Annotated in this window: 22 protein-coding genes; 8 read left to right on the top strand and 14 right to left on the bottom strand. The window is 55.4% G+C overall.

The window, feature by feature from the left end:
* The first annotated feature begins 21 nt into the window (after nt 1–21).
* On the top strand, nt 22–309 hold the full coding sequence (locus NQ842_RS12450) for a VF530 family DNA-binding protein (protein ID WP_014831980.1): 288 nt from the start codon (nt 22–24) through the stop codon (nt 307–309).
* 7 nt (nt 310–316) lie between these two features.
* Nucleotides 317–1609, top strand: a complete 1293-nt coding sequence (locus NQ842_RS12445; protein ID WP_046889651.1) for a glycoside hydrolase family 10 protein — start codon at nt 317–319, stop codon at nt 1607–1609.
* 40 nt (nt 1610–1649) lie between these two features.
* Here the strand turns inward: NQ842_RS12445 and dsbG are convergent, their stop codons facing one another.
* The 14 genes from dsbG to NQ842_RS12375 form a co-directional block, all read right to left on the bottom strand.
* Nucleotides 1650–2408, bottom strand: a complete 759-nt coding sequence (gene dsbG / locus NQ842_RS12440) for a thiol:disulfide interchange protein DsbG (protein ID WP_257255889.1) — start codon at nt 2406–2408, stop codon at nt 1650–1652.
* Nucleotides 2409–2450: 42 nt separating this feature from the next.
* Nucleotides 2451–3062 (bottom strand): DsbA family protein, encoded by a 612-nt coding sequence (locus NQ842_RS12435; RefSeq protein WP_182381757.1) that lies wholly within the window; start codon nt 3060–3062, stop codon nt 2451–2453.
* 7 nt (nt 3063–3069) lie between these two features.
* Entirely contained in the window at nt 3070–5100 is a 2031-nt protein-coding gene (locus NQ842_RS12430) for a protein-disulfide reductase DsbD (RefSeq protein ID WP_257255888.1), read from the bottom strand.
* Between the two features lie 47 nt (nt 5101–5147).
* Nucleotides 5148–5519, bottom strand: a complete 372-nt coding sequence (locus NQ842_RS12425) for a hypothetical protein (RefSeq protein WP_050860660.1) — start codon at nt 5517–5519, stop codon at nt 5148–5150.
* Between the two features lie 90 nt (nt 5520–5609).
* The gene (locus NQ842_RS12420) at nt 5610–6176 is read right to left on the bottom strand and encodes an RNA polymerase sigma factor (RefSeq protein WP_257256931.1); all 567 of its coding nucleotides are present in this window, start codon (nt 6174–6176) and stop codon (nt 5610–5612) included.
* 5 nt (nt 6177–6181) lie between these two features.
* A complete protein-coding gene (locus NQ842_RS12415) occupies nt 6182–6601 on the bottom strand; it encodes a hypothetical protein (RefSeq protein ID WP_013096556.1) in 420 nt (139 codons plus the stop codon).
* A gap of 762 nt (nt 6602–7363) precedes the next feature.
* On the bottom strand, nt 7364–8914 hold the full coding sequence (locus tag NQ842_RS12410; RefSeq protein WP_050860657.1) for a methyl-accepting chemotaxis protein: 1551 nt from the start codon (nt 8912–8914) through the stop codon (nt 7364–7366).
* Nucleotides 8915–9011: 97 nt separating this feature from the next.
* Nucleotides 9012–10028: a LacI family DNA-binding transcriptional regulator gene (locus NQ842_RS12405; protein WP_047361838.1), complete on the bottom strand. Its 1017-nt coding sequence runs from the start codon at nt 10026–10028 to the stop codon at nt 9012–9014.
* Nucleotides 10029–10056: 28 nt separating this feature from the next.
* Nucleotides 10057–11463 carry a sucrose-6-phosphate hydrolase gene (locus tag NQ842_RS12400; protein ID WP_050860656.1) on the bottom strand — a complete coding sequence of 469 codons (1407 nt, stop codon included), beginning with the start codon at nt 11461–11463 and terminating at the stop codon, nt 10057–10059.
* Nucleotides 11463–12833: a sucrose-specific PTS transporter subunit IIBC gene (locus tag NQ842_RS12395; RefSeq protein ID WP_047361834.1), complete on the bottom strand. Its 1371-nt coding sequence runs from the start codon at nt 12831–12833 to the stop codon at nt 11463–11465. Before NQ842_RS12395 ends, NQ842_RS12400 begins: the two co-directional genes overlap by 1 nt.
* A 67-nt stretch (nt 12834–12900) precedes the next feature.
* Nucleotides 12901–14418, bottom strand: a complete 1518-nt coding sequence (locus NQ842_RS12390) for a carbohydrate porin (protein ID WP_257255887.1) — start codon at nt 14416–14418, stop codon at nt 12901–12903.
* A gap of 169 nt (nt 14419–14587) precedes the next feature.
* On the bottom strand, nt 14588–15481 hold the full coding sequence (locus NQ842_RS12385; protein ID WP_203462303.1) for an aminoimidazole riboside kinase: 894 nt from the start codon (nt 15479–15481) through the stop codon (nt 14588–14590).
* Nucleotides 15482–15569: 88 nt separating this feature from the next.
* A complete protein-coding gene (locus NQ842_RS12380; RefSeq protein ID WP_170289850.1) occupies nt 15570–16781 on the bottom strand; it encodes a diguanylate phosphodiesterase in 1212 nt (403 codons plus the stop codon).
* Between the two features lie 91 nt (nt 16782–16872).
* On the bottom strand, nt 16873–18357 hold the full coding sequence (locus NQ842_RS12375) for a carboxylesterase (protein ID WP_232943213.1): 1485 nt from the start codon (nt 18355–18357) through the stop codon (nt 16873–16875).
* A 295-nt stretch (nt 18358–18652) separates the two neighbouring features.
* Between NQ842_RS12375 and NQ842_RS12370 the strand changes: the two genes are divergently transcribed.
* The 6 genes from NQ842_RS12370 to NQ842_RS12345 all read left to right on the top strand — a co-directional run bounded on the left by NQ842_RS12370 (nt 18653) and on the right by NQ842_RS12345 (nt 23242).
* Complete coding sequence (locus NQ842_RS12370) at nt 18653–19135, top strand: Hcp family type VI secretion system effector (protein ID WP_257255886.1); 483 nt, start codon at nt 18653–18655, stop codon at nt 19133–19135.
* Between the two features lie 2 nt (nt 19136–19137).
* Nucleotides 19138–19560: a polymorphic toxin type 44 domain-containing protein gene (locus NQ842_RS12365; protein ID WP_125365042.1), complete on the top strand. Its 423-nt coding sequence runs from the start codon at nt 19138–19140 to the stop codon at nt 19558–19560.
* Nucleotides 19538–19960 (top strand): hypothetical protein, encoded by a 423-nt coding sequence (locus NQ842_RS12360; protein WP_257255885.1) that lies wholly within the window; start codon nt 19538–19540, stop codon nt 19958–19960. The genes NQ842_RS12365 and NQ842_RS12360 overlap by 23 nt, the downstream gene beginning before the upstream one ends.
* Nucleotides 19961–20251: 291 nt before the next feature.
* A complete protein-coding gene (locus NQ842_RS12355; RefSeq protein ID WP_014831997.1) occupies nt 20252–21106 on the top strand; it encodes a MurR/RpiR family transcriptional regulator in 855 nt (284 codons plus the stop codon).
* A 12-nt stretch (nt 21107–21118) separates the two neighbouring features.
* Nucleotides 21119–21694 (top strand): D-alanyl-D-alanine dipeptidase, encoded by a 576-nt coding sequence (gene ddpX, locus NQ842_RS12350; protein WP_014831998.1) that lies wholly within the window; start codon nt 21119–21121, stop codon nt 21692–21694.
* A 15-nt stretch (nt 21695–21709) separates the two neighbouring features.
* Nucleotides 21710–23242, top strand: coding sequence for an ABC transporter substrate-binding protein (locus NQ842_RS12345; protein WP_050860652.1), 1533 nt, complete (start codon nt 21710–21712; stop codon nt 23240–23242).
* Nucleotides 23243–23257 lie beyond the last annotated feature (15 nt).

Below are 23257 nucleotides of genomic sequence, written 5' to 3'. Positions count from 1 at the left end.
CAATCGAGACACCGGACGCCTATGACTGCACATATTTCCAAAGATCCTTTGCATGGCGTTACGCTGGAGATGATGGTCAACGCCCTGGTGGCGCGATACGGCTGGAGCGAGTTAGGTAACCGAATCAAAATCAACTGTTTCAGAAAAGACCCAAGCGTGAAGTCGAGCCTGAAATTCCTGCGCCGCACCCCCTGGGCGCGCGCGGAAGTTGAAGCCCTGTATCTGGATTCCCTCAATGATAACGGGGCCGCTGAACCCGAGGCGCCCGCCTTTAACCCCTGGGCCAATAGTCGGATAACCAAGAGCTAATACGCAAATGATGCGACATGTAAAACGGACGGGTGCGCTGCTTGGCTGCGCGCTTTTACTTGTTAGTTGCTCCTCAAAACCCCCAAAGTCGCTGGTCACACCGCTCCCGACCACAAGCAAACCGACGCAGCAGGCAAATGAGCCGATGCGTGGGATCTGGCTGGCGACTGTCTCCCGCCTTGACTGGCCGCCAGTCGCGTCGGTGAATGGCCGCAGTGCTGACCAGCGTATCGCGATGCAAAAGCAGGCGCTGATCGACAAACTCGACAATCTGAAACGCCTGGGAATTAACACGGTGTTTTTCCAGGTGAAACCGGACAGCACGGCGCTCTGGTCGTCCAAAATTCTGCCATGGTCAGATATGCTTACCGGCAACATCGGCGAGTATCCGGGCTACGATCCGCTGCAGTTTATGCTTGATGAAGCCCACAAGCGTGGGATGAAAGTTCACGCCTGGTTCAACCCCTATCGCGTTTCAACCAATACCAGACCGTCAACCATCGCCGCGCTGAACCGCACCTCATACCAGCAACCGTCCAGCGTCTACGTGCAGCACCCTGAGTGGGTTCGCATCGCAGGCGATCGGTTTGTGCTCGACCCGGGCATCCCGGAGGTGCGTGACTGGATAACCCGGGTGGTGACCGAGGTGGTGGCGAACTACCCGATAGACGGCGTGCAGTTTGATGACTACTTTTATGCCGAATCGCCCCGCTCAACGCTGAATGACGCGCAGACCTACAGACAATACGGCCAGGGGTTTAGCTCAAAGGCCGACTGGCGTCGGCACAATACGCAGCAGCTGATCGTCCAGGTTTCCCGCGCAATTAAACAGACAAAACCCGACGTTGAGTTTGGCGTCAGCCCGGCGGGTGTCTGGCGTAACCGCTCTTTCGACCCGGCAGGATCCGACACCCGTGGCGCGGCGGCGTATGATGAATCCTACGCTGATACCCGTCAGTGGGTGCAACAGGGGCTGCTGGACTACATTGCCCCGCAAATCTACTGGCCGTTCTCCCGGGATGCGGCGCGCTATGACGTGCTGACCAAATGGTGGGCCGACGTGGTAAAACCGACCCATACCCGTCTGTACATCGGCATTGCGTTCTATAAAGTGGGCGAGCCGTCGAGAAATGAGCCGGACTGGACGGTTCAGGGCGGCGTGCCGGAGCTGAAAAAACAGCTCGATCTCAACGACGCCCTGCCGAACGTGAATGGCACTATCCTGTTCCGCGAAGATTACCTCAACCAGCCGCAGACGCAGCAGGCGGTAAACTACCTGAAAGGACGCTGGGGAAGCTAAGTGAATGTCAGGCAGAAACGCCCTGTTTCTGCCTGATTTTTTACGGCTTCGGCCCGAACATCGCCTCAAGCTGCTTCGCGTCCGGCATACCGACAACCTGCTGGAGCTCGTTCTGGTCATTCAGATAATAAATGGCCGGCGTGGCATTCGCCCCCAGACTGTCCATCAACGCCTGATGTTTTTGCAGTATCGCCACGGTTTCACGCGAGGCCGTGCCTTCCAGTTTTGGCAGTTTTTTCCCGCCGGACAGTTCGTACTCCTTCCACGCCGTAACCGGATCTTTTGCATTCAGGATCGCAGATGCGTTACGGCCGCTGTTCGGGTTGAGAAACGCCACCAGCAGCGTGTTGAGCTGCACATTACCCGCCTTCACCCACGGCTGTGCTTCTGACCAGAATGCCTTGCAGTATGGGCAGAACGGATCGGCGAAGACAAACACTTTGCGTGGCGCGTTATCTGCCCCCTCTTTCAGGGGGTGCGCGGCGTTAAGCTGTTTCCACATTTCGCGTCCCATCGGGGCGTAGATCTCTTTCTGGAAAACACCCTCGCTGAGGTTTTTACCCTTCTCGTCATAGAGATAACCCGAAATAACGTGCTTTCCGTCAGGTGTCAGAAAGAGCGTCACCCCCATGTCCTGATATTGCCCCAGCCAGGCGGGTGCGCCACCGGGCACGTCAATTTTCTTGAGGATCGTAATCTCCTGCTGCTCGCTAAAGGTCTTCACGACATCAGGTATCGTATCCGCAGCCTGCGCCAGCCCTGACGCAGTCAGCAGCGAAAGTAACAGTAATTTATTCATGTCCCTCTCCGGTTTGTTCGGGGGCCTGCGGCCCCCTACAGGTTAGCGGTTTTTCAGTGCATCAGTGACCATTTCATCAAACTGTTCAAACGGTACCCAGCCGGGTAACAATCCTTCGCCAATCAGCGTGGCCGGTGTCCCCTGAATACCCAGTTTCTCGGCGATGATCAGGCTGCGTTTTACCGTGACCAGGCTCGTATCATCCGGCGTTGCAACATTCACGCCCGCGCGCTTTTGCGCCTCCTGAATGCTGGCGTCATCGTGATACCCTTTTTTCGCCATCAGGGTCTCGTTGAATTTCATAAACTGCTCAGGATGTGAACGCCAGACGGTTAACGCGTCGCGCGCGGCAGTCAGCGAGCTCTCCGAACGGAATGGCAGGAACTTAAACACCACTGCCACCTCAGGATGTTTCTCGACGATCTTCTCCAGATACGGATCGAATTTTTTGCAGTAGGGACAGTTGTAGTCCGTAAAGACCACCAGCGTCAGTTTTGGATTTTTGGCACCGATACGCGGCGAATCCGGGTCGTTAAACAGAAAATCGTAGACCAGCCTCTGAGCGCGTTGCTCCTGATCCGGAGTGATCGGGTCCGCCGCCATGACCTGAGCTGACGCGAAAAACAGCAGAAACGTAATAAGGATTTTTTTCATAACAGCGTTAGCCTTTTGCTTTGTTCAGAGTGGTCATCAGGGTGCGTTTGTCCAGCAGTGGCGAGAGGATGTCGCCCTCCGGCGTTCCGGGGCCATACACCTGATTAAACGGGATGGCGTAGCGGTTGCGTGTTTTCAGAAACGCCGCAATCGTCTCTGATGGCTGACTCCAGTCTCCGCGTAGCGCCACCACATCCGGCTGGCGCAGCGCGGCGATAACCTCCGGCTGATTGAGCACCCGGTGCTCATTCACCTTGCAGGTGACGCACCAGTCCGCCGAGATATCCACAAACACCCGTTTCCCCTGCGCAAGCGCATCGCTGATTGCCTCCTCACTGAGCGGCTGCCACGGGATCGTCTGTTCGCTATTCTCAGTCGTGGTAACCGGCGTTGCGTTCACTATCCCGCGCAGCTGATATCCGCCCAATATGGCCAGCACGAGCGCCACCACCCAGAACAGCGGCGACGTTTTCTGAGCGCTTAGCACACAGGCCACAATGGCAACCACAATCAGAAGCAGCATCAGGATGTGGCTGAACGTCTCGCCCAGATGCAGACTCAGCAACGTCACCAGCCACAGGCTGGAGGCCAGCATCATCACTCCCAGAATCACCTTCAGGGTATTCATCCAGCGGCCTGGTTTTGGTAGCAACAAGGCGGTTTTGGGGATCAACGCGACGAACAGCCACGGCAAACTCATGCCCACGCCGAGCATCAGGAAGATAAGCCACAGCGAATGCAGCGGCGCGCCCAGCGCGAAGGCCACGGCCGTACCGAGGAACGGCGCGGAACACGGCGTGGCGAGCAGCGTGGCAAACATGCCTTCGCAGAAGCTGCCCGTCAGTCCGGTTCCACCCGTTGTAGCGAGCCGTCCGGTGGCGGCGGAAGGCAGAAACAGCTCAAACGCACCAAACAGGTTCAGCGCAAAGATAAAGGTCACGGCGACCATCAGCCCAATAAACCACGGGTTCTGGAACTGGATGCCCCAGCCCAGCGACGCGCCGGTCACTTTCAGGACGGTCACCATCGTGGCCAGCAGCATAAAGGAGGTCAGAATACCCGCAGTGGTCGCCAGGAAACGCAGCCGGATCTTCCGCGTGTCCGTCCCCGCCTGCAGGACGCTGCTGAGTTTCATGCCCATTACCGGCAATACGCAGGGCATCAGGTTCAGGATCAGCCCGCCCAGCAGGGCAAAGGCCAGCATTTTTGCTGTTCCCGCGGGCGCACTCTGCACTGCGTCTGCGGGGGCTGCGCCTACAGTCAGTTGCGTTTGCTGGGCTTTATCGCCGTTGGTGACGACAAATGACAGCGTTTTCCCCGCAAGCGTCGCGGGTTTATCGCCCCACTCATCGGTGACCGGAACCGCGACCTGAAGCCGGTTTCCGGTGTGCTTAATCACCGGTTCGCCGGGCAGAATGTCACCCTCCAGCGGGTCAAAATAGATTCCGGGATTGACCCATTCGCCTTCCGTCGTGCCCGTCATCATCAGCTTGCCGTCTGATAACCAGGCGCTGAAGTCTGACGACACGCCAGACGAACCGGGTATTGAACGCATCGCGTCTTCAAATGCCGTACGGAAGCCCGCATCCGCTGGCGCGCGGAAATCGAGATGCAGCGTGTAGTCCGTCAACAGACAGACGTTGCTGCAGGTTGAGAGCGTAAGTGTGGCGTCGAGCACATCCGCGTCCGTCCCGGCGATCGTAATGGGGATCGTAACGCTATCGTGGTAGCCCTGGGTCGTCAGGCCTGAAATATCAAAGCGCGAAGGTACCGGCCAGTACCAGGTATCCTTAACGCCCTGTGGCCAGCTGATTTTGGGGGCCACGCCGCCCTCGCCCGGCGAACGCCAGTAGGTTTTCCAGCCGGGCTGCAGCTCGACGCTGAGCAGGCCGATGATGCGGTCTTGATCCCGCTCAGCCTGAAAGCGGATGCGGGCGTGATCGTTTTGCGGTGACACCAGCCAGCCCGTATCTGCCGCATGAGCAATACCCATGCCGGACAGCCACAGGAGGACGAGTCCCCTGAAAAGGTTAACCATGTTTTACTCCGTGAATAGTGAAAATTATCGTGTGGTGACGATGCTTTTCATTCACGGAAAACGCAGTTTTTGAGGTGTATTCGGGGAGGCGGTGCCTGGACAGGCTGCTCCCTGGAGAGAAATGTGCGCCGTTGGGTAAACAACTGCAGCAGAGCGAAGAAGATAATAATCGCCGGTAGCGCACCGTCAAAAAACAGCGGCTGGGCACAAAGCAAAGACTGTGCGCCAAGTTGACACGGCGACGGGCCGGGCTGTTCAGCCTCCTGACCCGGGGCGTCAGCCATCATGACCGTTTGCACCTGAGGATCCAGCCCCTGTAAAAAATGGTTGAGATAAACCGCACGCTGGACCAGGCAAATTGCCATTGCCAGACACGTGATTATCAGAAGCCATTTACCCAGAAGCTGACGGTTGCGCATAACGTTCCAAACTAACAAGACGCCCCGATCATAAACGATAGTGATGAATCTACAAGTCCCGGCAGTGTAAGGTTTTGTCTGCCGGGCGTATTAACTCCCTGTCAGCGCGTCATAAACGTCCCGCAATCGCGTTCGCAGGAACAGCACAGCCTTATGCTTACGTGATAATAACGCCTGCTCGCTGACCCCGGTTTCGCCGACCAGCAATTTAATGCTGTAGCCCTGCAACTCCGTCTTTTCAAAGACCTCGCGCTGCGCGGCGGGCAGTTCAGCCAGCGCCTGCCCCAGTTCTTCCCACAGCAGCGTTTTGAGGTACTCCTCTTCCGGGGTATGCGGAACACCGAACAGGGTTTCAGCGATCTCGTCTTCCGGGAAATCGTCATCCTCCTCGCCTGTGAAACTGAAATAACCGGAGAGCGGCACTTCACGCTTTTTGCGTGCCCGGTCGGTCATCTCATTTCGCGCCGCGCGAAACAGCCACGCGGCAACGTTTTCGACCGGCTGTTCCACCTTCATCAGCTGATACGTGATCTCCTGCAAAATATCGTCGGCGTCGTCACGTACCGGGGTTCTTCCGCGAATGAAGGCGCTCAGCCGGGCGCGGCAGGCATTAACCGCCGACATCAGCAAGGATCTGCCCGCTTCCCCGGTTTTCATCTCGCTCACTCTGCGTCCGGCGCTTTCGGCGCGTTGTCTTCGCGCTTGTCGTCACGGTGGCCATGCCAGCCACAGTGCCCACGACCATGACGACCAAATCCTTCCCGGCGCTGCTGCATGAACGCTTCACGCTGTTCCGGCGTCATGTTCATCCAGCGTTCGTGCATCCGGCGATGCGCCCCAAACATACCCGGACGGAACCCCAGCCCCCCGAACAGGATCCGGCTCAGTATCAGAATGCCCAGCGCCTGCCAGAATCCAATGGCTTTCACGCCGAGGATCGCCGGGAGTAATGCGTTCCACAGGGACATCACCAGCAGACCGAGCACGATAAAAATGACCGCGCCGATGACTAAGCCCTTGCCCATACGGTGGCGACCAAATCCGCGCCCGTGACCTCTGCCGTGCATATCAAACTCTCTCATGGTGTTGACCTCATTTACTGTAACTGATTATGGCTTGTGATGAGGTAGACGGATGAGGAGCAAAAATATTGCTAAAAATTTTCAAAAACATCGTAATCAATGTGGTTTACGCTTTTCGCGGCTGACGAATGGAAACAGCATAAAAATGAGAACCTGTCATAATGCCGATCTGTTCGCGCTTTTAAATCAGGTTGTTTATTCATCAGGTTTTATATTGATGCTTTTTAAATGCCCTATTTCAGTTGTTGAGATTATTCCTATAATCACCCAAAAAACCTTCTATTTAACAATAATCTAAAGCGAGGCTTAATTAACTATTTTTAGTTAAAAGTTTGTAATCATTATATCTCTGTCTATTATTCATAGCGTCACGCCCTGCAGCAGGAAATAGAAACAGATACATTAAAAAGGAGCAATCTGGTAATGATAGGCAGACTGACGAATTATATCCTCTGGTACCACACTGTTTGGGTGTTCATATTTTTATTAGTGGTCGGCGTGGCTGCTGGCGTATTTTTTAATGCCATACTGCATTTTCATGGGGATGACGCATTCCTGACAGGATTAATTTTCTTTTTATTCCCGGCGCTACTGGTATGCCTTCGGCTACATCGGCTATCAGCGAAACATCGCCAAAGATAATGCTCGTCACGCCGGTTGTTGAATCAAAATTCTTTCGCAAAATTAAGCTGAAACCAACAACTTAGCCGCCTTTATTGCCGGGCAGCGCTACGCTCACCCGGCCTACAATCCACAATAATATCAAGCTTGCACTGGCAAACTAAAACTCGAAATACTCCGCGTGAGCTGCTGCGCCTGCTCTTCCAGCGACGCGGCCGCCGCGGCAGACTGTTGCACCAGCGCGGCGTTCTGCTGGGTCACACCATCCATCTCCGTCACTGCCTGCCCGACCTGACTGATACCGCGACTCTGCTCTTCAGAGGCCACAGAGATCTGTTCCATCAGCGTATTCACTTTATTAACGGAGCTGATAATCGAGTCAATGACCTCCCCTGAGCGCCCTACCAGTTCGGCACCGTTTTTTACGCTGGAAACCGACTGGGCGATCAGGTTTTCGATATCCTTCGCTGCCACCGCACTTTTCTGCGCCAGCGTGCGAACTTCGCTGGCGACCACGGCAAAACCACGCCCCTGGGTACCGGCGCGCGCCGCTTCTACCGCCGCGTTGAGTGCCAGAATGTTGGTCTGAAAAGCGATGCTGTTGATCACGCTGGTAATGTCCTCGATGCGCTTCGAGTTCGCGGCGATGGTATTCATCGTTTCAATCACTTCACGGGTCACGGCTTCCCCGGTGTGGGCATTTTTCACCGCGTCCTGCACCAGTTTCCCGGCCTGGCAGACGTTGTCGGTGTTATTGGCTACGGTCGCGCTCAGCTCTTCCATGCTGGCCGCCGTCTGGGTTAGCGCAGACGCCTGCTGCTCGGTACGCGAAGCCAGATCGATATTCCCGGAGGCAATTTCCTGTGCAGCGTGGGTCACGGTATGACTCGCGTCGCGCACCTGGGCGATGGTCGTCAGCAGTGCCTGACGCATCTGCTCCATGGAGCCCATCAGGTGATCGATCTCATTGCCGGAATTCCCCTTCACCGGTACCGGAATGTCCAGTTTGCCCGCCGCAATCTGACTGCAGTGTTCACGAGCCAGATTAACCGGCGCCAGAACAAGGCGCTTCATCAGCAGGCTGACGGCAACAATCACCAGCACAAACAGCAGAGCGATACCGGCGATAATCGCCAGGCCGGAAACAAAGTTGCTGCTCGCATCTTCGTTCAGGTTTTTGGCATAGGCCTGATGTACGGCCAGAACCTGGTCAAGAACGATCTCATACTGACGATCGAGGCGCGAGACTTCCGGTATCAGGGCGTTGAATTTGGCAACATCGTGCGCGGCGGCGGCATCAATCAACGGTGCCAGCCCCTGGTTACGGTAATTCTGCCAGGCATCCTGATAGGCGCTCACCAGCGGCGCTTCATCCGTCAGACGGGGAGACGCCATAAAGGCAGCAAAGGCGCGATCGGCTTTGGTCAGCGCCTCTTTTACTGCCGCGAGCTTCGCCGACTCATCCGCAGATGCGCCCGCCTCTACCATCTTCACATACTCCATCACCCGGACACGCAACGTACGGCTATGGTTGATGGGATCAATAATCGACAGCACCACCTGGATCTCTTTGTTCACATTATCCAGGGAGTTATTACTTTTGATGATGAGGCCAACGCTGGTGAGCGTGCTGGCGATAAAGAAGAAAAGCAGCGAGAAAAACACAATCAGGGATGATTTTTTTAACGACATGAACCGATACCTCAAGGAAAATTATTCCTTATGGTTATCGGCTAAACCAAAACTTAAATTAATTAAAGTTATTGAAGTATCCCGTCGTCCGGCAGGGCTATTCTGCCGCTTTGTAGCGCCGCTGCAGGGTGGCATCCAGTTTTCGCTGTACGGGTTCAGGCATCTCACCGTCGATTAACTTGCCAATCAGGTCAAAGCAGTGCCATGCCAGCTGACGATTATCCTGACGGACGGTATCCACCGGAATAGTGAGCGAGTCGTATAAATAGTGATCGTCAAAACTGGCTAACCGGATATCACTTTGCAACAGGTTGTGCTGACCCATGTAGCGCAGCACCCCTTCCAGCAGCCCGCAGGCGGCGGTGAACAGGGCTTTTGGCGGACGGCCCAGGCGTGCACAGAGTTCGGCGAACATCTCATATCCGGAACTCGGGTGATAATTTCCGTGGATGATCCACTCCGGGCGCAGCGTAACGTTCGCGTCGCGCAAACCCTGCTTAAACCCTTCGAGGCGGTCGCGCGTAGGGGAAAGACGTGGCTGTCCACCGAGGAAGTAAAACTCATCGGGGTGCTGGCGGGCAATCTCGGCCACCAGTTCGGCTGTCGGGGTAATGGAATCGGTGATCACCAACGGCAGCGAGCTGTCATTCATGTGGCGGTCAAAGAGCACCACGGGCAGCTGTTCGCTCAGTTTCTGGTAATCCGCATCGTTAAGCATACTGGAGGCCACAATCAGCCCGTCGACCTGACGCGCCACCATGTTGTTGACCACCACGGTCTCCTGCCCCGGATTTTCATCGCTACAGGAGATGAGCAGCTGAACGCCAGCCTCGCGGCACAGCGTCTCCAGTTCGTGAGAAAAGACGGCAAACCCGTAGTTGGTGATCTCCGGGACCACCAGACCAATGGTGTGACTGCGGTTATCGCGCAGCGACCGGGCGTGAATGCTGGGCTGGTAGTGATGCTCTTTCGCAATGGCCAGCACGCGTTCACGGGTCTCTTCCGCCACGCGAAGCTCTTTGCTGCGTCCGTTCAGTACCAGGCTGGCGGTGGCTTTGGACACTCCCGCCAGCTCCGCGATGTCTTTAATGGTGACGCGTTTTGTTTTTCTCACAACGACTTAGATCCGGCTGCCAAAACCGCTATTCTACCATGCAGGCGCGCAGCGACCAGTAGCGTAATGTGATGTCGGACGCACCTTCGAATCGCACCCGGGCCGGTTGGTCAGGAAAATAGCGGCTGCTCATCACCCCTTCACCGTGGTTGATGAAAATTTCGACGCTGGAGTGGTCGCACAGAACGCGCAGATGGTGAACCTCACCCAGCCAGTAGCGGGTTAACGTCTCACCCGTTTTCAGGCTGGCACGTTCCAGACGCAGGCCATTGCCATCGACCGTGAGGTGCAGCGCACCGGCAAAATCCAGTTTCGCGGAGGTTGCACTCAGCTCGAACTCAAGGCGCGAGGCATCAAGCTCCGGCGCATCGCAGGCGTTGCCCTGCCAGTGCTGCTCCTCTTCGCGCAGCGCTTCCAGCTCACGCACCGGGGTCTGCCAGAGCTTGCCGTCGCGGTAGCGCAGCTCTCGCGGGCAGGTCATCTGATGGATCCAGCCCTGTGCCCGGGTGGGCTGCAGCATCTCTTCCCCGTCAGGCACGCCCATCCAGCCCATCAGGATCCGTCGGCCATCTTCCGCCAGCGTCGTTTGCGGGGCGTAAAACTCAAAACCGGCGTCCAGCTCGTGTAACGCACCGTGCTCAAATGCGCCGCGCTGATAGTCAAACGCCCCGCTCATCCAGGCTGCCGGATAGGTGTTGAGATAACGATGCGGCTCACGCGCCAGCCCCTGCGGGCAGCAGATCATAACGTGCGTCCCGTCGAGGGCAAACAGGTCCGGGCACTCCCACATGTATCCCGCCTCCGTCAGTCCGTTGACGCCGTGACCGGCGATTTCTCCGCACAATACCCACGTGTGCAAATCGGCAGACCTGAACAGCAGCACTTTGCCGCGCTTTTGCACATCCTGCGCGCCGAGCACCATGTACCACATCCCGTCGTGCTGCCACACCTTCGGATCGCGCACGTGGCCGGTGTAGCCATCCGGCAGCGCGAGCACCGGCCCCAGCTTTTTAAAGGTCCCGTCCGGTTGTTCCACGGCCAGGCACTGCCAGGCGGTGCGGCTGCCGTCATCGAACTTCACGTTGCCGGTATAGCACAGCGTCAGCACCCCATTGTTGTCCACGGCGCTGCCGGAATAGCAACCGTTGCGGTCGTACTCTTCATCTGGCATCAGCGCCATGGGCTCGTGCTGCCAGTGCAGCAGATCGTCCGAACTCCAGTGCCCCCAGCATTTATACCGGTGATCGCAGTCCAGCGGGTTCCACTGATAAAACAGATGGTAGCGCCCGGCAAACCAGATAAAACCGTTCGGATCGTTCATCAGCCCCGTTACCGGCGCCGGATGCCACTGCGGATAGTGGCGGTCGGCACGCGCGCGCGGTTGCCCTTTCATGACAGCCTGCAGCACGGCAGGCCAGCGGGAAGGTAATGTCATTATTCAGAGTCCGTTTTATATTTCAGCAGCAGCGAGACGGTAAACGCCACGCCAAACGCAATCACCATGCCGATAATATAGTTGAGCAGCGAACTGGCCTGCACGATTGCCATACCCGGCAGCGCCGTCAGCCCTACCGCCGTCATGTAGACATGCACCGACACCACCCATGCGCCGCCCACCGCACCGCCGATCAGCGCGGCCACAAACGGTTTCACGAAACGCAGGTTGATACCAAAGATGGCGGCTTCGGTGATGCCCAACATGGCAGAGAACGCCGACGGTAAAGTAATGGCTTTAATTTTTGCGTCTTTGGTTTTGAACCACACCGCCAGACACGCGCCGCCCTGCGCTACGTTCGCCATGGCCCAGATCGGCAGCAGGAAGTTAACGCCGATCGACGGATTCCCCAGCAGCCCGGCTTCAATCGCGTGGAAGCTGTGGTGAATGCCGGTAATAACAATCACCGAATAGAGCCCGCCGAACAGCAAACCGGCCAGCCAGCCCGCGTGGGTAATCAGGGTGCTCAGAATAAAGGAGATGCCATCGCCTAACGCGCGTCCCGCCGGGCCGATAATCAACAGCGCGATAAAACCGGAGAGAATGACGGTCAGGAACGGCGTCAGGATCAGGTCTAACGCATCCGGGATGACGCGACGCAGGTTTTTCTCAACAATGCTCATAAACCAGACGGCCAGCAGCACCGGGAACACCGTTCCCTGATAGCCAATCATGGCAATCTCAAGGCCGAAAAAGTTCATGGTGTGGAAGCCGGACGCCACGCCCCAGGCGTTGGTCAGCGCCGGGTGAGTCAGAATACCGCCGAGCGTGGCGCCTAAATAAGGGTTACCGCCAAACTCACGCGCGGCCGTGAAGCCAATCAGAATCGGTAAAATGATAAACGCCGCCGAGCTGCACATATCCAGCATGATGTAGATGGCGTTATCGGCATTCACCCAGCCGTAGGTTTTCACCATCCCTAGCAGGCCCATCAACAAACCGGACGCCACAATGGCAGGAATGATCGGCACAAAAATATTGGAAAGCAGACGGGCAATACGCTGGAACGGATTGAGCTTACGCGCCGCGAGATCTGCCGCTTCTGACTTGCTCGATTCACCGATCCCTGCGGCCTGAATAAAGGCCGCGTAAACTTTGTTAACCACGCCGGTGCCAAAAATCACCTGCATCTGGCCCGCGTTACGAAAACACCCTTTCACCCCCTCGACCTTGCCGATGGCCTGCTGATCGGCAAGCGCATCGTCAACCAGTACCAGACGAAGGCGTGTTGCGCAGTGTGCGGCACTGGCGATGTTCTCTTTGCCACCGAGCAGCGGAATGAGCGCACGGGAAATATTATCAAAATCCATAGTTACCTCTGCCTGACTTCATTTTTATGATGTTTGATACGCTCCCTTAGTGCGGGAGCGTGAAGGGTTAAAACCAGGTTTCCATCTGGACCCCAAAGTTCCATTCCCCGCCAGCGTTAAAGCCGCTGCTGCCGAAGGCGTCATCGCTGGCGTAGTTATCCAGTTTGCTGCTCCAGTCCATCCAGGTGGCGAACAGGCGCAGTTCAGGACGGCTGAAGAAATCGCCGATCTTGCCCGCTTTTAAGGTCGGCGCGAAGGTCAGCTTGTAGAAGCTGCCGTTAACGGCGTTGCGATCTTTATAGCCTTCCGGGTTCAAATCCATGTACTGGTAGCTGCCCTCAAACGCCAGGGCGAAATTCTGCGTAACCTCTTTGATGAGCCGGGTGTTGAGCGTAACCCACTCGTAGCTGTCACCTTTGATGTAGCGATCTTTACTGCTCTGCGCCAGCACCGCAGGTGCGATATGCCAGCCACCGCCGAGCGGCGTGACACCGTAACTTGCGAAGCGCCAGGTATCGGCTTCTGACAGCAGCGCGCCATCAGAGCCGATGCTTTTAACTTCTGCCCCCAGGCCGTGACCATACAGCAGCGCCGTTTTCGCTGAGCCTTCTCGCAGGCCGTAGAAGCTGTCATTGTGCAGACCCACCAGGGCATGCACGCCGGTGTTCGCCGCATCGGTTTTAATCAGATCGCCATTGCTGTCCTTGCGTTCGTCGTTATCCTTCGCCCGCAGGCCGCTCACCATGAGCTGGAATGGCCCGGCAAAGTGATTCATGCTGAGGATATAGTTCTGCACGTTGTTGTCGATCTGCTCTTCGCTGCCGAAGTTGCGGCCGTAAATCGAGAAGTTGCTGCGCAGCGTATCATTCCACTTCACGTCATACACACCGCCGCCGGTACCGGCAAGGAACACCACGTCAGAATCCAGCCAGTGAATATCAAAGTTATCGCGGTCAAAGCGTTTACCGGCCCAGAAGGTACTCCCTTTCAGCGCGCCGGTGAAATCAGGCAGATTGCCCAACTCGGCGAAGGCCTGACGAATGTTGAGGTCGCTGGTATCGGCTGACCAGTCGTTATAGGTCTTCTGCCCGTCGGCTAACATCGCTTTAAAGCGCGTGGTCGCCCCGCTCTCCAGGGTCTGTTTGTGTTCCACATTCAGCTCAACGTAGGTATCCGCTTCGTTACCCAGACGCCCGACTGCGCCCCCGGTTTCCCCGGCAGGCGTCAGATACGGACCGCTTTTGCTGCTCGACGCCGCGTCATTCATCAGCAGGCCTGAGCGGGCATAACCGTGAAATTCAAACCCGCTGCTCTGATCGGCTTTCTTCTCCAGCACCGTGGTACGCTGGGCCACCTCCTGGGTGGTGGTCTGTGTCTGCTGCTGCGCGGCAACCAGCTGCTGCGTTTTTTGTTCTGCTGCCGTTGCGCGTTTCTCCGCATTCTGGGCGCGCATTTCCGCATCCTGAAGACGCTGTTCCAGCGCCGCCAGGCGCGATTCAATGCTTGTCATATCGGTCTGGGCAAAAACAGAGGTACTACCGGCCAGCATGCCAATCATCACGGCAAGTCTGCGTTTTTTATACATTTTGTCGCATCCCTAAAAAAAGTGTTTTGATAATGCTAAATTGCTAAACCGGTTTAGGCTGCTGATACTAAACCCGTGAATTTTGGATCGGCAATACTTTTTGCTAAACCGTTTTAGTAAGTGTGATCGAGGCGACAATTCAGGCCGCCGATCGGCGGCCAGGAAGGAATTACAGGTTGTGACGGTACGGCAGCGCGGTCATTGCCCCTTTGGCCGTCGTGGCCAGCGCACCACAGCGCTGGGCAAGTGCGAGGGTTGTTGCCAGATCCTGGCCTGACGAGGCCAGGCCGAACAGCAATCCTGCGACGAACGCATCGCCTGCGCCGGTGGTGTCAACACACGCTACCGGCGTGGCCGGATAGTGTGTCGTGATGCCCTCATGCCAGGCCATTACCCCCTCTTTACCCCGCGTCACCAGCACCAGGCGGGCCGGACAATGGCGCATCAGCGTCGCCAGACCGGCTTCCACAATCGCTTCACCGGTTAAAAACGTCAGCTCTTCGACGGAGAGTTTGACCACATCCGCGCGCTGTAACGCCTGTTCGAGGCAACGGCGAAGATCGCCCTCATCCTGCCAGAGGTCGGGGCGAATGTTGGGGTCGACGCTGACAAAACCACCGGCTTTTTTAATTGCATCCATCGCCTGAAAAGTGGCAGAGCGACTCGGCTCCGCGCTGAGCGCAATGGAGCAGACGTGCAGCCACTCTCTGGCCCTGAAGGGCGGCAGATCGGTGGAGTCGAGAAACAGATCGGCGCTGGGGCGAACCATAAACGTAAACGAGCGTTCGCCCTGTTCGTCCAGATCAACCACCACCGTTGAAGTGCGGTGTGCCGGATCAAGACGCATCCACTGCACATCAACCTGCTCATCTGCCAGCGTTTTGTGCATAAAGCGGCCAAACGGATCGTCGCCAACCCTGCCAATAAAGGCACTTTTCCCGCCCAGGCGGGCGATGCCGACCGCCACATTTGCCGGTGCGCCGCCGGGGCACTGTAGCAATTTACCTTCCCCCTCTGGCAGTAAATCCACCACCGCATCACCGAGTACCCAGATTTTATCCATGACATCCCCGTAGCTAAACTATGTTAAACCGTTTTAGCTATTTAAACACAGGCTGGCCAAAGGGGAAATAATCAGGGAGGAAAAAGCGTTATCGTACCAGGTGTGGCCAGTGAATATCGCCCACCCCGTTAACCTGCGGCCGGGCAAACAGAAACCCCTGGAAACGACGAATACCGGCGGACTCCAGCCAGCACCACTCCTCCAGCTTCTCGATACCTTCCGCCACCAGCGTGATTTCCAGGTCGGTGCAGCAGCTCACTATCGATCTGACAATCGCCTGTTTCGCACCGCTGAGATGGATATTGCTGACAATTTCCCGGTCGATCTTGATTTTATCCGGCTGGAAGCGGGTAAGCAGAGAAAGCCCCGCATAGCCAGAGCCGAAATCATCAATCGCCAGGCCTATGCCTTCGCCGCGAAGCCGTTTAATGGCGCTGTTGAACTTGTTGAAACCGGAAATCATTTCATTTTCCGTCACTTCAATGACCACCTGCTCCGGCTGTAGCCCGTGCAAACTGATTTGATCCACCAGAAACTCCACTGCCCCCGGCACATTGACCAGCGACATAGGTAACAGATTTACCGCAATTTTATGGCTGCCAATCCCCAGTTTCTCTGCCAGTGCAAAGGCATACTTTTTGGTTTGCAGATCCACTTCGTAGATCTTGTCCTGATCGAGCGTTTTAAAGAAATGTTCCGGGCTGCCGCCATCGTTACTGCGAATAAGCGCTTCAAGCGAACTGATTTTCCCTTCCGAGGGTTCGACAATCGGCTGCAGTGCGAACTGGCAGATTTGGTCGGCAATAAGCCCCACGGCCTCACCAAAGGGGGCTTTCTCGCGTGAAAGCGTCCATTTTGCCGCATCCGCTGGCGCCCTCGAATTGCCCGCATGCTTACCGGTAATAAAGCTCTGAATGAATTTAAACACCCGATCATCAGATGTCAGGTAGCTTTCCAGTTGGCTGTAATCCAGAACCGACTGCAGTACCTCTTTTGGCGACTGAACCTGCAGGTCGAAGAGCAGCATACCGGCATTGTTAAAACGTCTGCGGGGGCCGTAGTCCCGCATCAGCTCAACCACCCCACTGTGTCGCTGGTCATCGCGAATTTTATGGAACAGCTTGACCACGCTCTCTTCAGACCCTTCAAGAATTTGCATAACGTCGCTGCCGTTCGAGAGTAGCACACCGGTAATGTTCTGGTTGGTGTTGCGGATCCTGGCTCGTTCGACCAGCGCGCGTAGCTCTGCGGATCGGCAGGATAAATTTAACTGGCTTCGATAAATCAGCGTGGTGAGCACAGGAATGGGTTCCAGAATAAGGGAGGCGCCGGGGAAGTTACTGTTTAACATACTTCACCAGCGCTACCTAATAAATTAACGGCTTAAGGGATCACCCTTTTTCCTCCGCCCCGATGCGGTTGTCGATCCGCATCTTCATGTAGTCGTAAAACGGATTTGAGGTCACCCGCATCAGGGCATCTTTACCCACGCTCAGTACGGAGGTCTCTCCCCACAACGCAATGGTGCCCAGGCTGATGCCATAGCGGTTTTTCACGGCCGGATGCCGGCCATACAGATCGTCATCCGGCGGGAAAGGCACGGCGACATGCGAAAGCGAATAGACCTCCGGCGGATACTGCTGCGCCAGCGGCTCCACGGTCTCATCTGTACTGCCTGCGGGGATGTGCTTCGCAACCGTGGCGAAACGCTCCGCACTGGCGTTGGTGACAATAGTGACACTGTAACGCCTTTGCGCAGACGGCAACAGCTCAGAGAGGGCCGTCCACGACGATGGACGGAATAACGGGCGGAAACTCGCCGCCTGGTTGATATCAAACACCACCAGTTCACTGCCGTTGGCCGGGAGCTGGTCAAATAACCCCGTGACAACCGCACGGGTACTGACGGTTGAATCCATCACCGACTGAAAGGCCAGTACCGGCGGCAATCGATCCAGCGTGTGGTTTTGTGCATCGCGGCCAATCTGCTCCTGCAGCGCCTTCGTCAACAGCCACGACTGGCGCGCCGCGTTTACCGGGAAAGAGTTGTATTTATACGGGTTATACTCCGGCGCGATGTTCAGCCACGCCGCTTTCGCAAACGCCGGTAATAGCGCCGGTAAGCCAGCGAATCCGGCAAAGCGGGCAAACGCCGTGACGCCGATCATCGGTGACAACAACACCAGTTGCTGAGGTTTTCGCAGCGAAGGCGATTCCAGCGCGTCCAGGGTGTATTTCATCGCCAGCGCCCCGCCGTTGGAATAGCCCACCAGATGCAAAGGAACGTTATCCCCCGCCAGACGGATGGCTTCGCGCACCGCAAGACGCGTCGCCGCCAGCCACATTTCCCAGTCAACGTTGGTCAGCGCACCTGGTGCCGTTCCGTGTCCAGGCAAACGCGGCACCACGGCCACAAAACCACGCTGCTGATAATCAACGGCAAGATGGTGAACGCTGTAGGGTGAATCGGTAAGTCCGTGCAGTAAAACTACCGCACCACGCGGTTTACCGGCAGGCATCAGCACAAACGAGCGATTCGCATCCGGGGCAAATTTTCCGGGCCACACCAGGCTCTGGCGGTAGTAGCGATTTAACGCGGTACGCTCCTCACCCTCCGTTTTTGCCGTGACCGCGTTATCCATGTCGGCGAAGATGGCCTTTTCCCGGTCGAGATAGTCAGCAAATTTCGCCTTATCCAGCTCGCTTACGCTCATTTCATCCGCACGCCAGGTATGCCAGAGATGCAACGCCGGCCCTTGCTGCGAGAGATACACCCTCACTGCCAGCAGCACAACCACGATAATCCCTATGACCATCGCCACTTTCTTTGCGAGAGCCATCAGGCGCACGCTGACACGCCAGGGCAGATTCGCCATGCCGGGTTCCTTCTTTTAGTCACTGTGTTTGTATCTTATCAAAAATGTGAAGCGGCTGAGGTATTCACTGTATTTATTGCTAATGTTTTTTATCACGCTTATCTGCGCATGTGTAAGGTATGCCCATACGGCATCAACTATTACCTCTTTCACCTGCTTTATAAATTATATAAATGCCAATACTAAATACATCAACCATGATTATCTTGGTTAACAATAAATAACACTAAATCGCATGCTAAAAGATGATATTTACGTATATTTATAAACTCTTTTTAAAAATGGAGTTTTAGCGATGGCTATACCGGTTTATTTATGGATACGAGATGATGGCAATACTGAAATAAAAGGAAGCGTAGACGTTCAGGATCGAGAAGGCAGCATTGAAATCACCGGTTTTACACACAGCCTGAGATTACCTACCGATGCACTTACCGGAAAAGTAATGGGCACTCGTCAACATGCACCTTTGTTATTTCAGAAAGAAATTGACTCATCCTCCCCTTACCTCATGAAGGCAGTAGCGACCGGACAAACACTTAAGACTGCGGAATTCAAATGGTATAAGATAAACGATGCAGGACAGGAAGTTGAATATTACAACATGACACTTGAAAACGTGAAAGTAGTTTCGGTTTCACCGCTAATGCACGACATCAAAGATCCCACCAAAGAAAAGCATAATCATCTGGAACTGGTTGAGTTAAGGTACGATAAAATTACGTGGAAGTTTTGTGATGGAAATTTACAGTTTGCTGATAGTTGGACGGAGCGTTAATTATGCGCTATCCAACGATACCCGTTCATCCAACACCGCCAGCGTATCCAACCTCCTTGCTGGTTCCCCCTGGCGCATCCATTGTTAACAACATGATGATAGCAAGATTCCATAAAGGCCCATCAGCACTGACGTACATTTGGTTCTATGGGATGGTAAGGCTACATGGACCGTGGGACTATAAATCACTATCAGGACGCCAGTATGCCGATTATGGTAATTTCAATTACGGTGCCGTAGGTACTGCGGCAGGCATTTCTGAACAAATACTGTTGAGAGGGGCTGGATGGGCGCAAAGTCGATCGGGTAACGGGGATCCGAAGAAATTTGGCGCCTGGTATGAATCAGCACCCTATGGAGATGATCCTGCGGATCAGGTCTGGATAAGAGCAGGTATTGACTATGCTAAAAGAACGGGGTTTTAAAAAACGGTACGCATTAGGCGTTATTATTATCGTGATGATTTGGATTATATATATGATCCCCCGGTGGGTATTTCCTGTGGAATATAGTATATATAAGAAAATAGCTTTAAATGATTCTGCAAATATTTATATTGTGCAAAGTGATGCAGGAGCGACTACAGCATTCGGTTACCATTATTACCTGATTGATAATAAAACTTCAGACAATAATTTTATTTCTCATCTGGATGATTATACTCCCTTTCTTAAAACACGAGACGCAAACGCCTTACGTAAAGTCGATAATGGACAGATTTATCTCAACATTACAGGCGATATATATTATTTTTCAAGTCCTGCGCAGTATCGTATTCAATCTAACCTATACCGCATAGGTATAAATCTCGTTGCCAGGCCATAGGGCAACCTGGCAAAACATTACTGTGTTTCTCCACATCACAAACTTTCCTCACGGGCGACGGGCGATTCAGGATCGCAAATGCGTGCCCCTTCAAAGTTCTTGCTTACCGTAATACACACTGCACCAAAAGTGAACTACGCTGCACAAATGTTGATCACTGGTTAATCAAATATTGCATGAAATTTACAGCACAGCGGCTTTTCGCCGTCATGTGAACATGGCACGCGTCATGCATTGTTAACCAGGTAACAGAATTCCGGCCATTGACAGCCGGTTAACAGCGAGGCGGTAATGACCACCAAACCCGAAATGCTGAGCCGTATCGAAGCCACCTTCAGCCAGCTGACGCCCAGCGAAAAGCGTGTGGCAAGCTGGATGCTGGCGCATGCCGCGCTGATACCGTTTGAGACGGCAGAGAGCGTGGCGCTGACTACCGGCACCAGTGGGATCACCGTCGGGCGCTTCCTGCGCAAGCTGGGGTATCGCAACCTGGACGATGCGAAAAAAAGCCTGCGCGATCCGTATCAGCCATGGGGAATGAACGAACGTCTGGACTCCTGGCAACAGCAAAGTCCGCTCTCGGATCGCCTCCAGCACTCCCTTTCGCTGGAGGTGGATGCCATTACCCATGTTTATCAGCTGGCACAGACCGATGCCTTCAGGCAGATCGTCCATCAACTCACCCATGCTGACGCGGTGTTTGTGTTGGGGATCCAGTCAACGCGCGGGATTGCCAACGCCTTCTTCAGCCACCTGGAATACCTGCGCCCGCGCGTGAGCTACTCCGAGGGGTTATCCGGCAGTTGGGTTGAATCGCTCAACTCCGGTTTTGACCACCCTTATGTGGTGCTGACCGATACCCGCGCCTATTCCGCCATTGCCCGGCAGTACTGTCGGGTCGCAAGTGAGAAAGGTATTCCGATGGCCCTGATCACCGATATCTGGTGTCCGTGGGCGCGGGATTATCCCATTGATTTATTGCAGGTTAAAACCGATACCGGCCACTTCTGGGATTCGCTGGCCCCTGTGAGCTGTCTTTTCAACCTGCTGCTGTCGGGCGTGGTCCAGGCGCTGGGTGATGCGCTTGCAGACCGTCTGACGATAAACCGTGAATTACAACAAGAGTTTGGACAATTCGAACGCTAAAGGAGCGGAGCTATGCCCGAAGAGAGTGAATTGATTGATGTCGCCAGAATGTTTCCTGAGTTGCATATCGATCTGAAATACGCCACCGCCGATAACCTGACTGGCCGTCCCATCTATCAGGAGGCGCTGTGTTTGCTGCATACCGATGCCGCCACCGCGCTGGCGAAATCGATTGGCATCGCCACGCTCGCCGGACTGAAACTGGTGGTCTACGACGCCTATCGCCCGCAGCAGGCGCAGGCGCAGCTGTGGGATGCGTGCCCGAACCCGGAATATGTGGTGGATGTGGCCATTGGCTCCAATCACAGCCGCGGTACGGCCATCGACGTCACCCTGATGGATGAACATAACAACGTGCTGGATATGGGCGCCGGGTTTGATGAGATGGATGACCGTTCTCATCCGTATCACCCCTCCGTGCCGCCGCACGCCCAGCGCAACCGCCTGCTGCTTAACGCCATCATGTTTGGCGGCGGCTTTGTGGGGATCGGCAGCGAATGGTGGCACTTCGAGCTGCCAAACGCCGCCAGTTATCCCCTTCTTGACGATCGTTTCGCCTGTTTTCCGTTGACGCACACCTCTCTTTAAACCTGGAGCACTGCCATGAAAACAACGCTTCTCACGACGCTTATCGCCGCCACACTGGCTCTGAGCATGCCTGCTGCGCAGGCCGCCGTTCCGAAAGACATGCTGGTGATAGGTAAAGCCGCCGATCCGCAAACCCTCGATCCGGCAATCACCATCGATAACAACGACTGGACTGTCACCTATCCGTCCTATCAGCGCCTGGTGAAGTACAAGCCTGGCACCACGGAGGTCGAAGGCGATCTGTCTACGGGCTGGAAGGCATCTGAGGATCAGAAAGAGTGGACCTTCACCCTGACGGACAACGCTAAATTCTCTGACGGCACGCCCGTCACCGCCGAAGCGGTAAAACTGTCGTTTGAGCGCCTGCTGAAGCTCAGCCAGGGGCCGTCTGAAGCGTTCCCGAAAGATCTCAAAATTGACGCCGTTGATGACCACACGGTGAAATTCACCCTCAGCCAGCCGTTTGCTCCCTTCCTCTATACCCTGGCGAATGACGGTGCATCGATTATTAACCCGGCCGTACTGAAGGCCAATGCCGCCGATGATGCGCGGGCTTATCTGGCGCAGAACACCGCCGGTTCCGGGCCATTTATGCTGAAGAGCTGGCAAAAAGGTCAGCAGCTGGTGCTGGTGCCTAACCCGCACTGGGCGGGTGATAAGCCCCACTTTAAGCGCGTCTCGGTGAAAATTATCGGTGAGAGCGCGTCGCGTCGCCTGCAGCTTTCCCGTGGCGATTTGGATATTGCCGACTCCCTGCCTGTCGATCAGCTTTCTGCGCTCAAGCAGGAGGGCAACGTCGCTGTAGCCGAGTATCCGTCCCTGCGCGTGACCTATCTCTATCTCAACAACAGCAAAGCGCCGCTGAATCAGGTGGATTTGCGCCGGGCCATCTCCTGGGCGACCGATTATCAGGGGATGGTAAAAGGCATTCTCAGCGGTAACGGCAAGCAGATGCGCGGCCCGATCCCGGATGGCATGTGGGGCTTCGACGCCACCGCCATGCAGTACAGCTTTGACGAGGCCAAAGCGAAAGCGGCGCTGGAGAAAGTCAAAGATAAACCGGCCAGCCTGACGTTCCTCTACTCGGACAACGACCCGAACTGGGAGCCTATCGCCCTCTCCACTCAGGCCAGCCTGGGCAAGCTCGGCATTAACGTCAAGCTGGAAAAACTGGCTAACGCTACCATGCGCGACCGCGTTGGCAAGGGCGATTATGACATTGCCATTGGCAACTGGAGCCCGGACTTTGCCGACCCGTACATGTTCATGAACTACTGGTTTGAGTCGGACAAAAAAGGTCTGCCGGGCAACCGCGCGTTCTATGAGAACAAAGAGGTCGATTCCCTGCTGCAGGCGGCGCTGAAAACCACGGACCAGGCGGAGCGCACCCGCGATTACCAGCAGGCGCAGAAGATTGTGATTGACGAAGCGGCCTACGTTTATCTGTTCCAGAAGAACTACCAGCTGGCAATGAACAAAGAGGTCAAAGGCTTCACCTTTAATCCAATGCTCGAGCAGGTGTTCAACATCGCCACCATGAGCAAGTAACGGTTTCGCCGGGGG

The organism is Enterobacter cloacae complex sp. R_G8, from assembly GCF_024599795.1.
Taxonomy (GTDB): Bacteria; Pseudomonadota; Gammaproteobacteria; order Enterobacterales; family Enterobacteriaceae; genus Enterobacter; species Enterobacter dissolvens.
The sequence above is the reverse complement of the archived record's forward strand: the minus strand, read 5'-3'. Positions and strand labels throughout refer to the sequence as shown.

Excerpts from the sequence above, each read along its gene's own strand:
- NQ842_RS12450 (WP_014831980.1), top strand. The coding sequence starts at position 22 with ATGACTGCACATATTTCCAAAGATCCTTTGCATGGCGTTACGCTGGAG.
- NQ842_RS12445 (WP_046889651.1), top strand. The coding sequence starts at position 317 with ATGATGCGACATGTAAAACGGACGGGTGCGCTGCTTGGCTGCGCGCTT.
- dsbG (WP_257255889.1), bottom strand. The coding sequence starts at position 2,408 with ATGAATAAATTACTGTTACTTTCGCTGCTGACTGCGTCAGGGCTGGCG.
- NQ842_RS12435 (WP_182381757.1), bottom strand. The coding sequence starts at position 3,062 with ATGAAAAAAATCCTTATTACGTTTCTGCTGTTTTTCGCGTCAGCTCAG.
- NQ842_RS12430 (WP_257255888.1), bottom strand. The coding sequence starts at position 5,100 with ATGGTTAACCTTTTCAGGGGACTCGTCCTCCTGTGGCTGTCCGGCATG.
- NQ842_RS12425 (WP_050860660.1), bottom strand. The coding sequence starts at position 5,519 with ATGCGCAACCGTCAGCTTCTGGGTAAATGGCTTCTGATAATCACGTGT.
- NQ842_RS12420 (WP_257256931.1), bottom strand. The coding sequence starts at position 6,176 with ATGAAAACCGGGGAAGCGGGCAGATCCTTGCTGATGTCGGCGGTTAAT.
- NQ842_RS12415 (WP_013096556.1), bottom strand. The coding sequence starts at position 6,601 with ATGAGAGAGTTTGATATGCACGGCAGAGGTCACGGGCGCGGATTTGGT.
- NQ842_RS12410 (WP_050860657.1), bottom strand. The coding sequence starts at position 8,914 with ATGTCGTTAAAAAAATCATCCCTGATTGTGTTTTTCTCGCTGCTTTTC.
- NQ842_RS12400 (WP_050860656.1), bottom strand. The coding sequence starts at position 11,463 with ATGACATTACCTTCCCGCTGGCCTGCCGTGCTGCAGGCTGTCATGAAA.
- NQ842_RS12395 (WP_047361834.1), bottom strand. The coding sequence starts at position 12,833 with ATGGATTTTGATAATATTTCCCGTGCGCTCATTCCGCTGCTCGGTGGC.
- NQ842_RS12390 (WP_257255887.1), bottom strand. The coding sequence starts at position 14,418 with ATGTATAAAAAACGCAGACTTGCCGTGATGATTGGCATGCTGGCCGGT.
- NQ842_RS12385 (WP_203462303.1), bottom strand. The coding sequence starts at position 15,481 with ATGGATAAAATCTGGGTACTCGGTGATGCGGTGGTGGATTTACTGCCA.
- NQ842_RS12375 (WP_232943213.1), bottom strand. The coding sequence starts at position 18,357 with ATGGCGAATCTGCCCTGGCGTGTCAGCGTGCGCCTGATGGCTCTCGCA.
- NQ842_RS12370 (WP_257255886.1), top strand. The coding sequence starts at position 18,653 with ATGGCTATACCGGTTTATTTATGGATACGAGATGATGGCAATACTGAA.
- NQ842_RS12365 (WP_125365042.1), top strand. The coding sequence starts at position 19,138 with ATGCGCTATCCAACGATACCCGTTCATCCAACACCGCCAGCGTATCCA.
- NQ842_RS12360 (WP_257255885.1), top strand. The coding sequence starts at position 19,538 with ATGCTAAAAGAACGGGGTTTTAAAAAACGGTACGCATTAGGCGTTATT.
- NQ842_RS12355 (WP_014831997.1), top strand. The coding sequence starts at position 20,252 with ATGACCACCAAACCCGAAATGCTGAGCCGTATCGAAGCCACCTTCAGC.
- ddpX (WP_014831998.1), top strand. The coding sequence starts at position 21,119 with ATGCCCGAAGAGAGTGAATTGATTGATGTCGCCAGAATGTTTCCTGAG.
- NQ842_RS12345 (WP_050860652.1), top strand. The coding sequence starts at position 21,710 with ATGAAAACAACGCTTCTCACGACGCTTATCGCCGCCACACTGGCTCTG.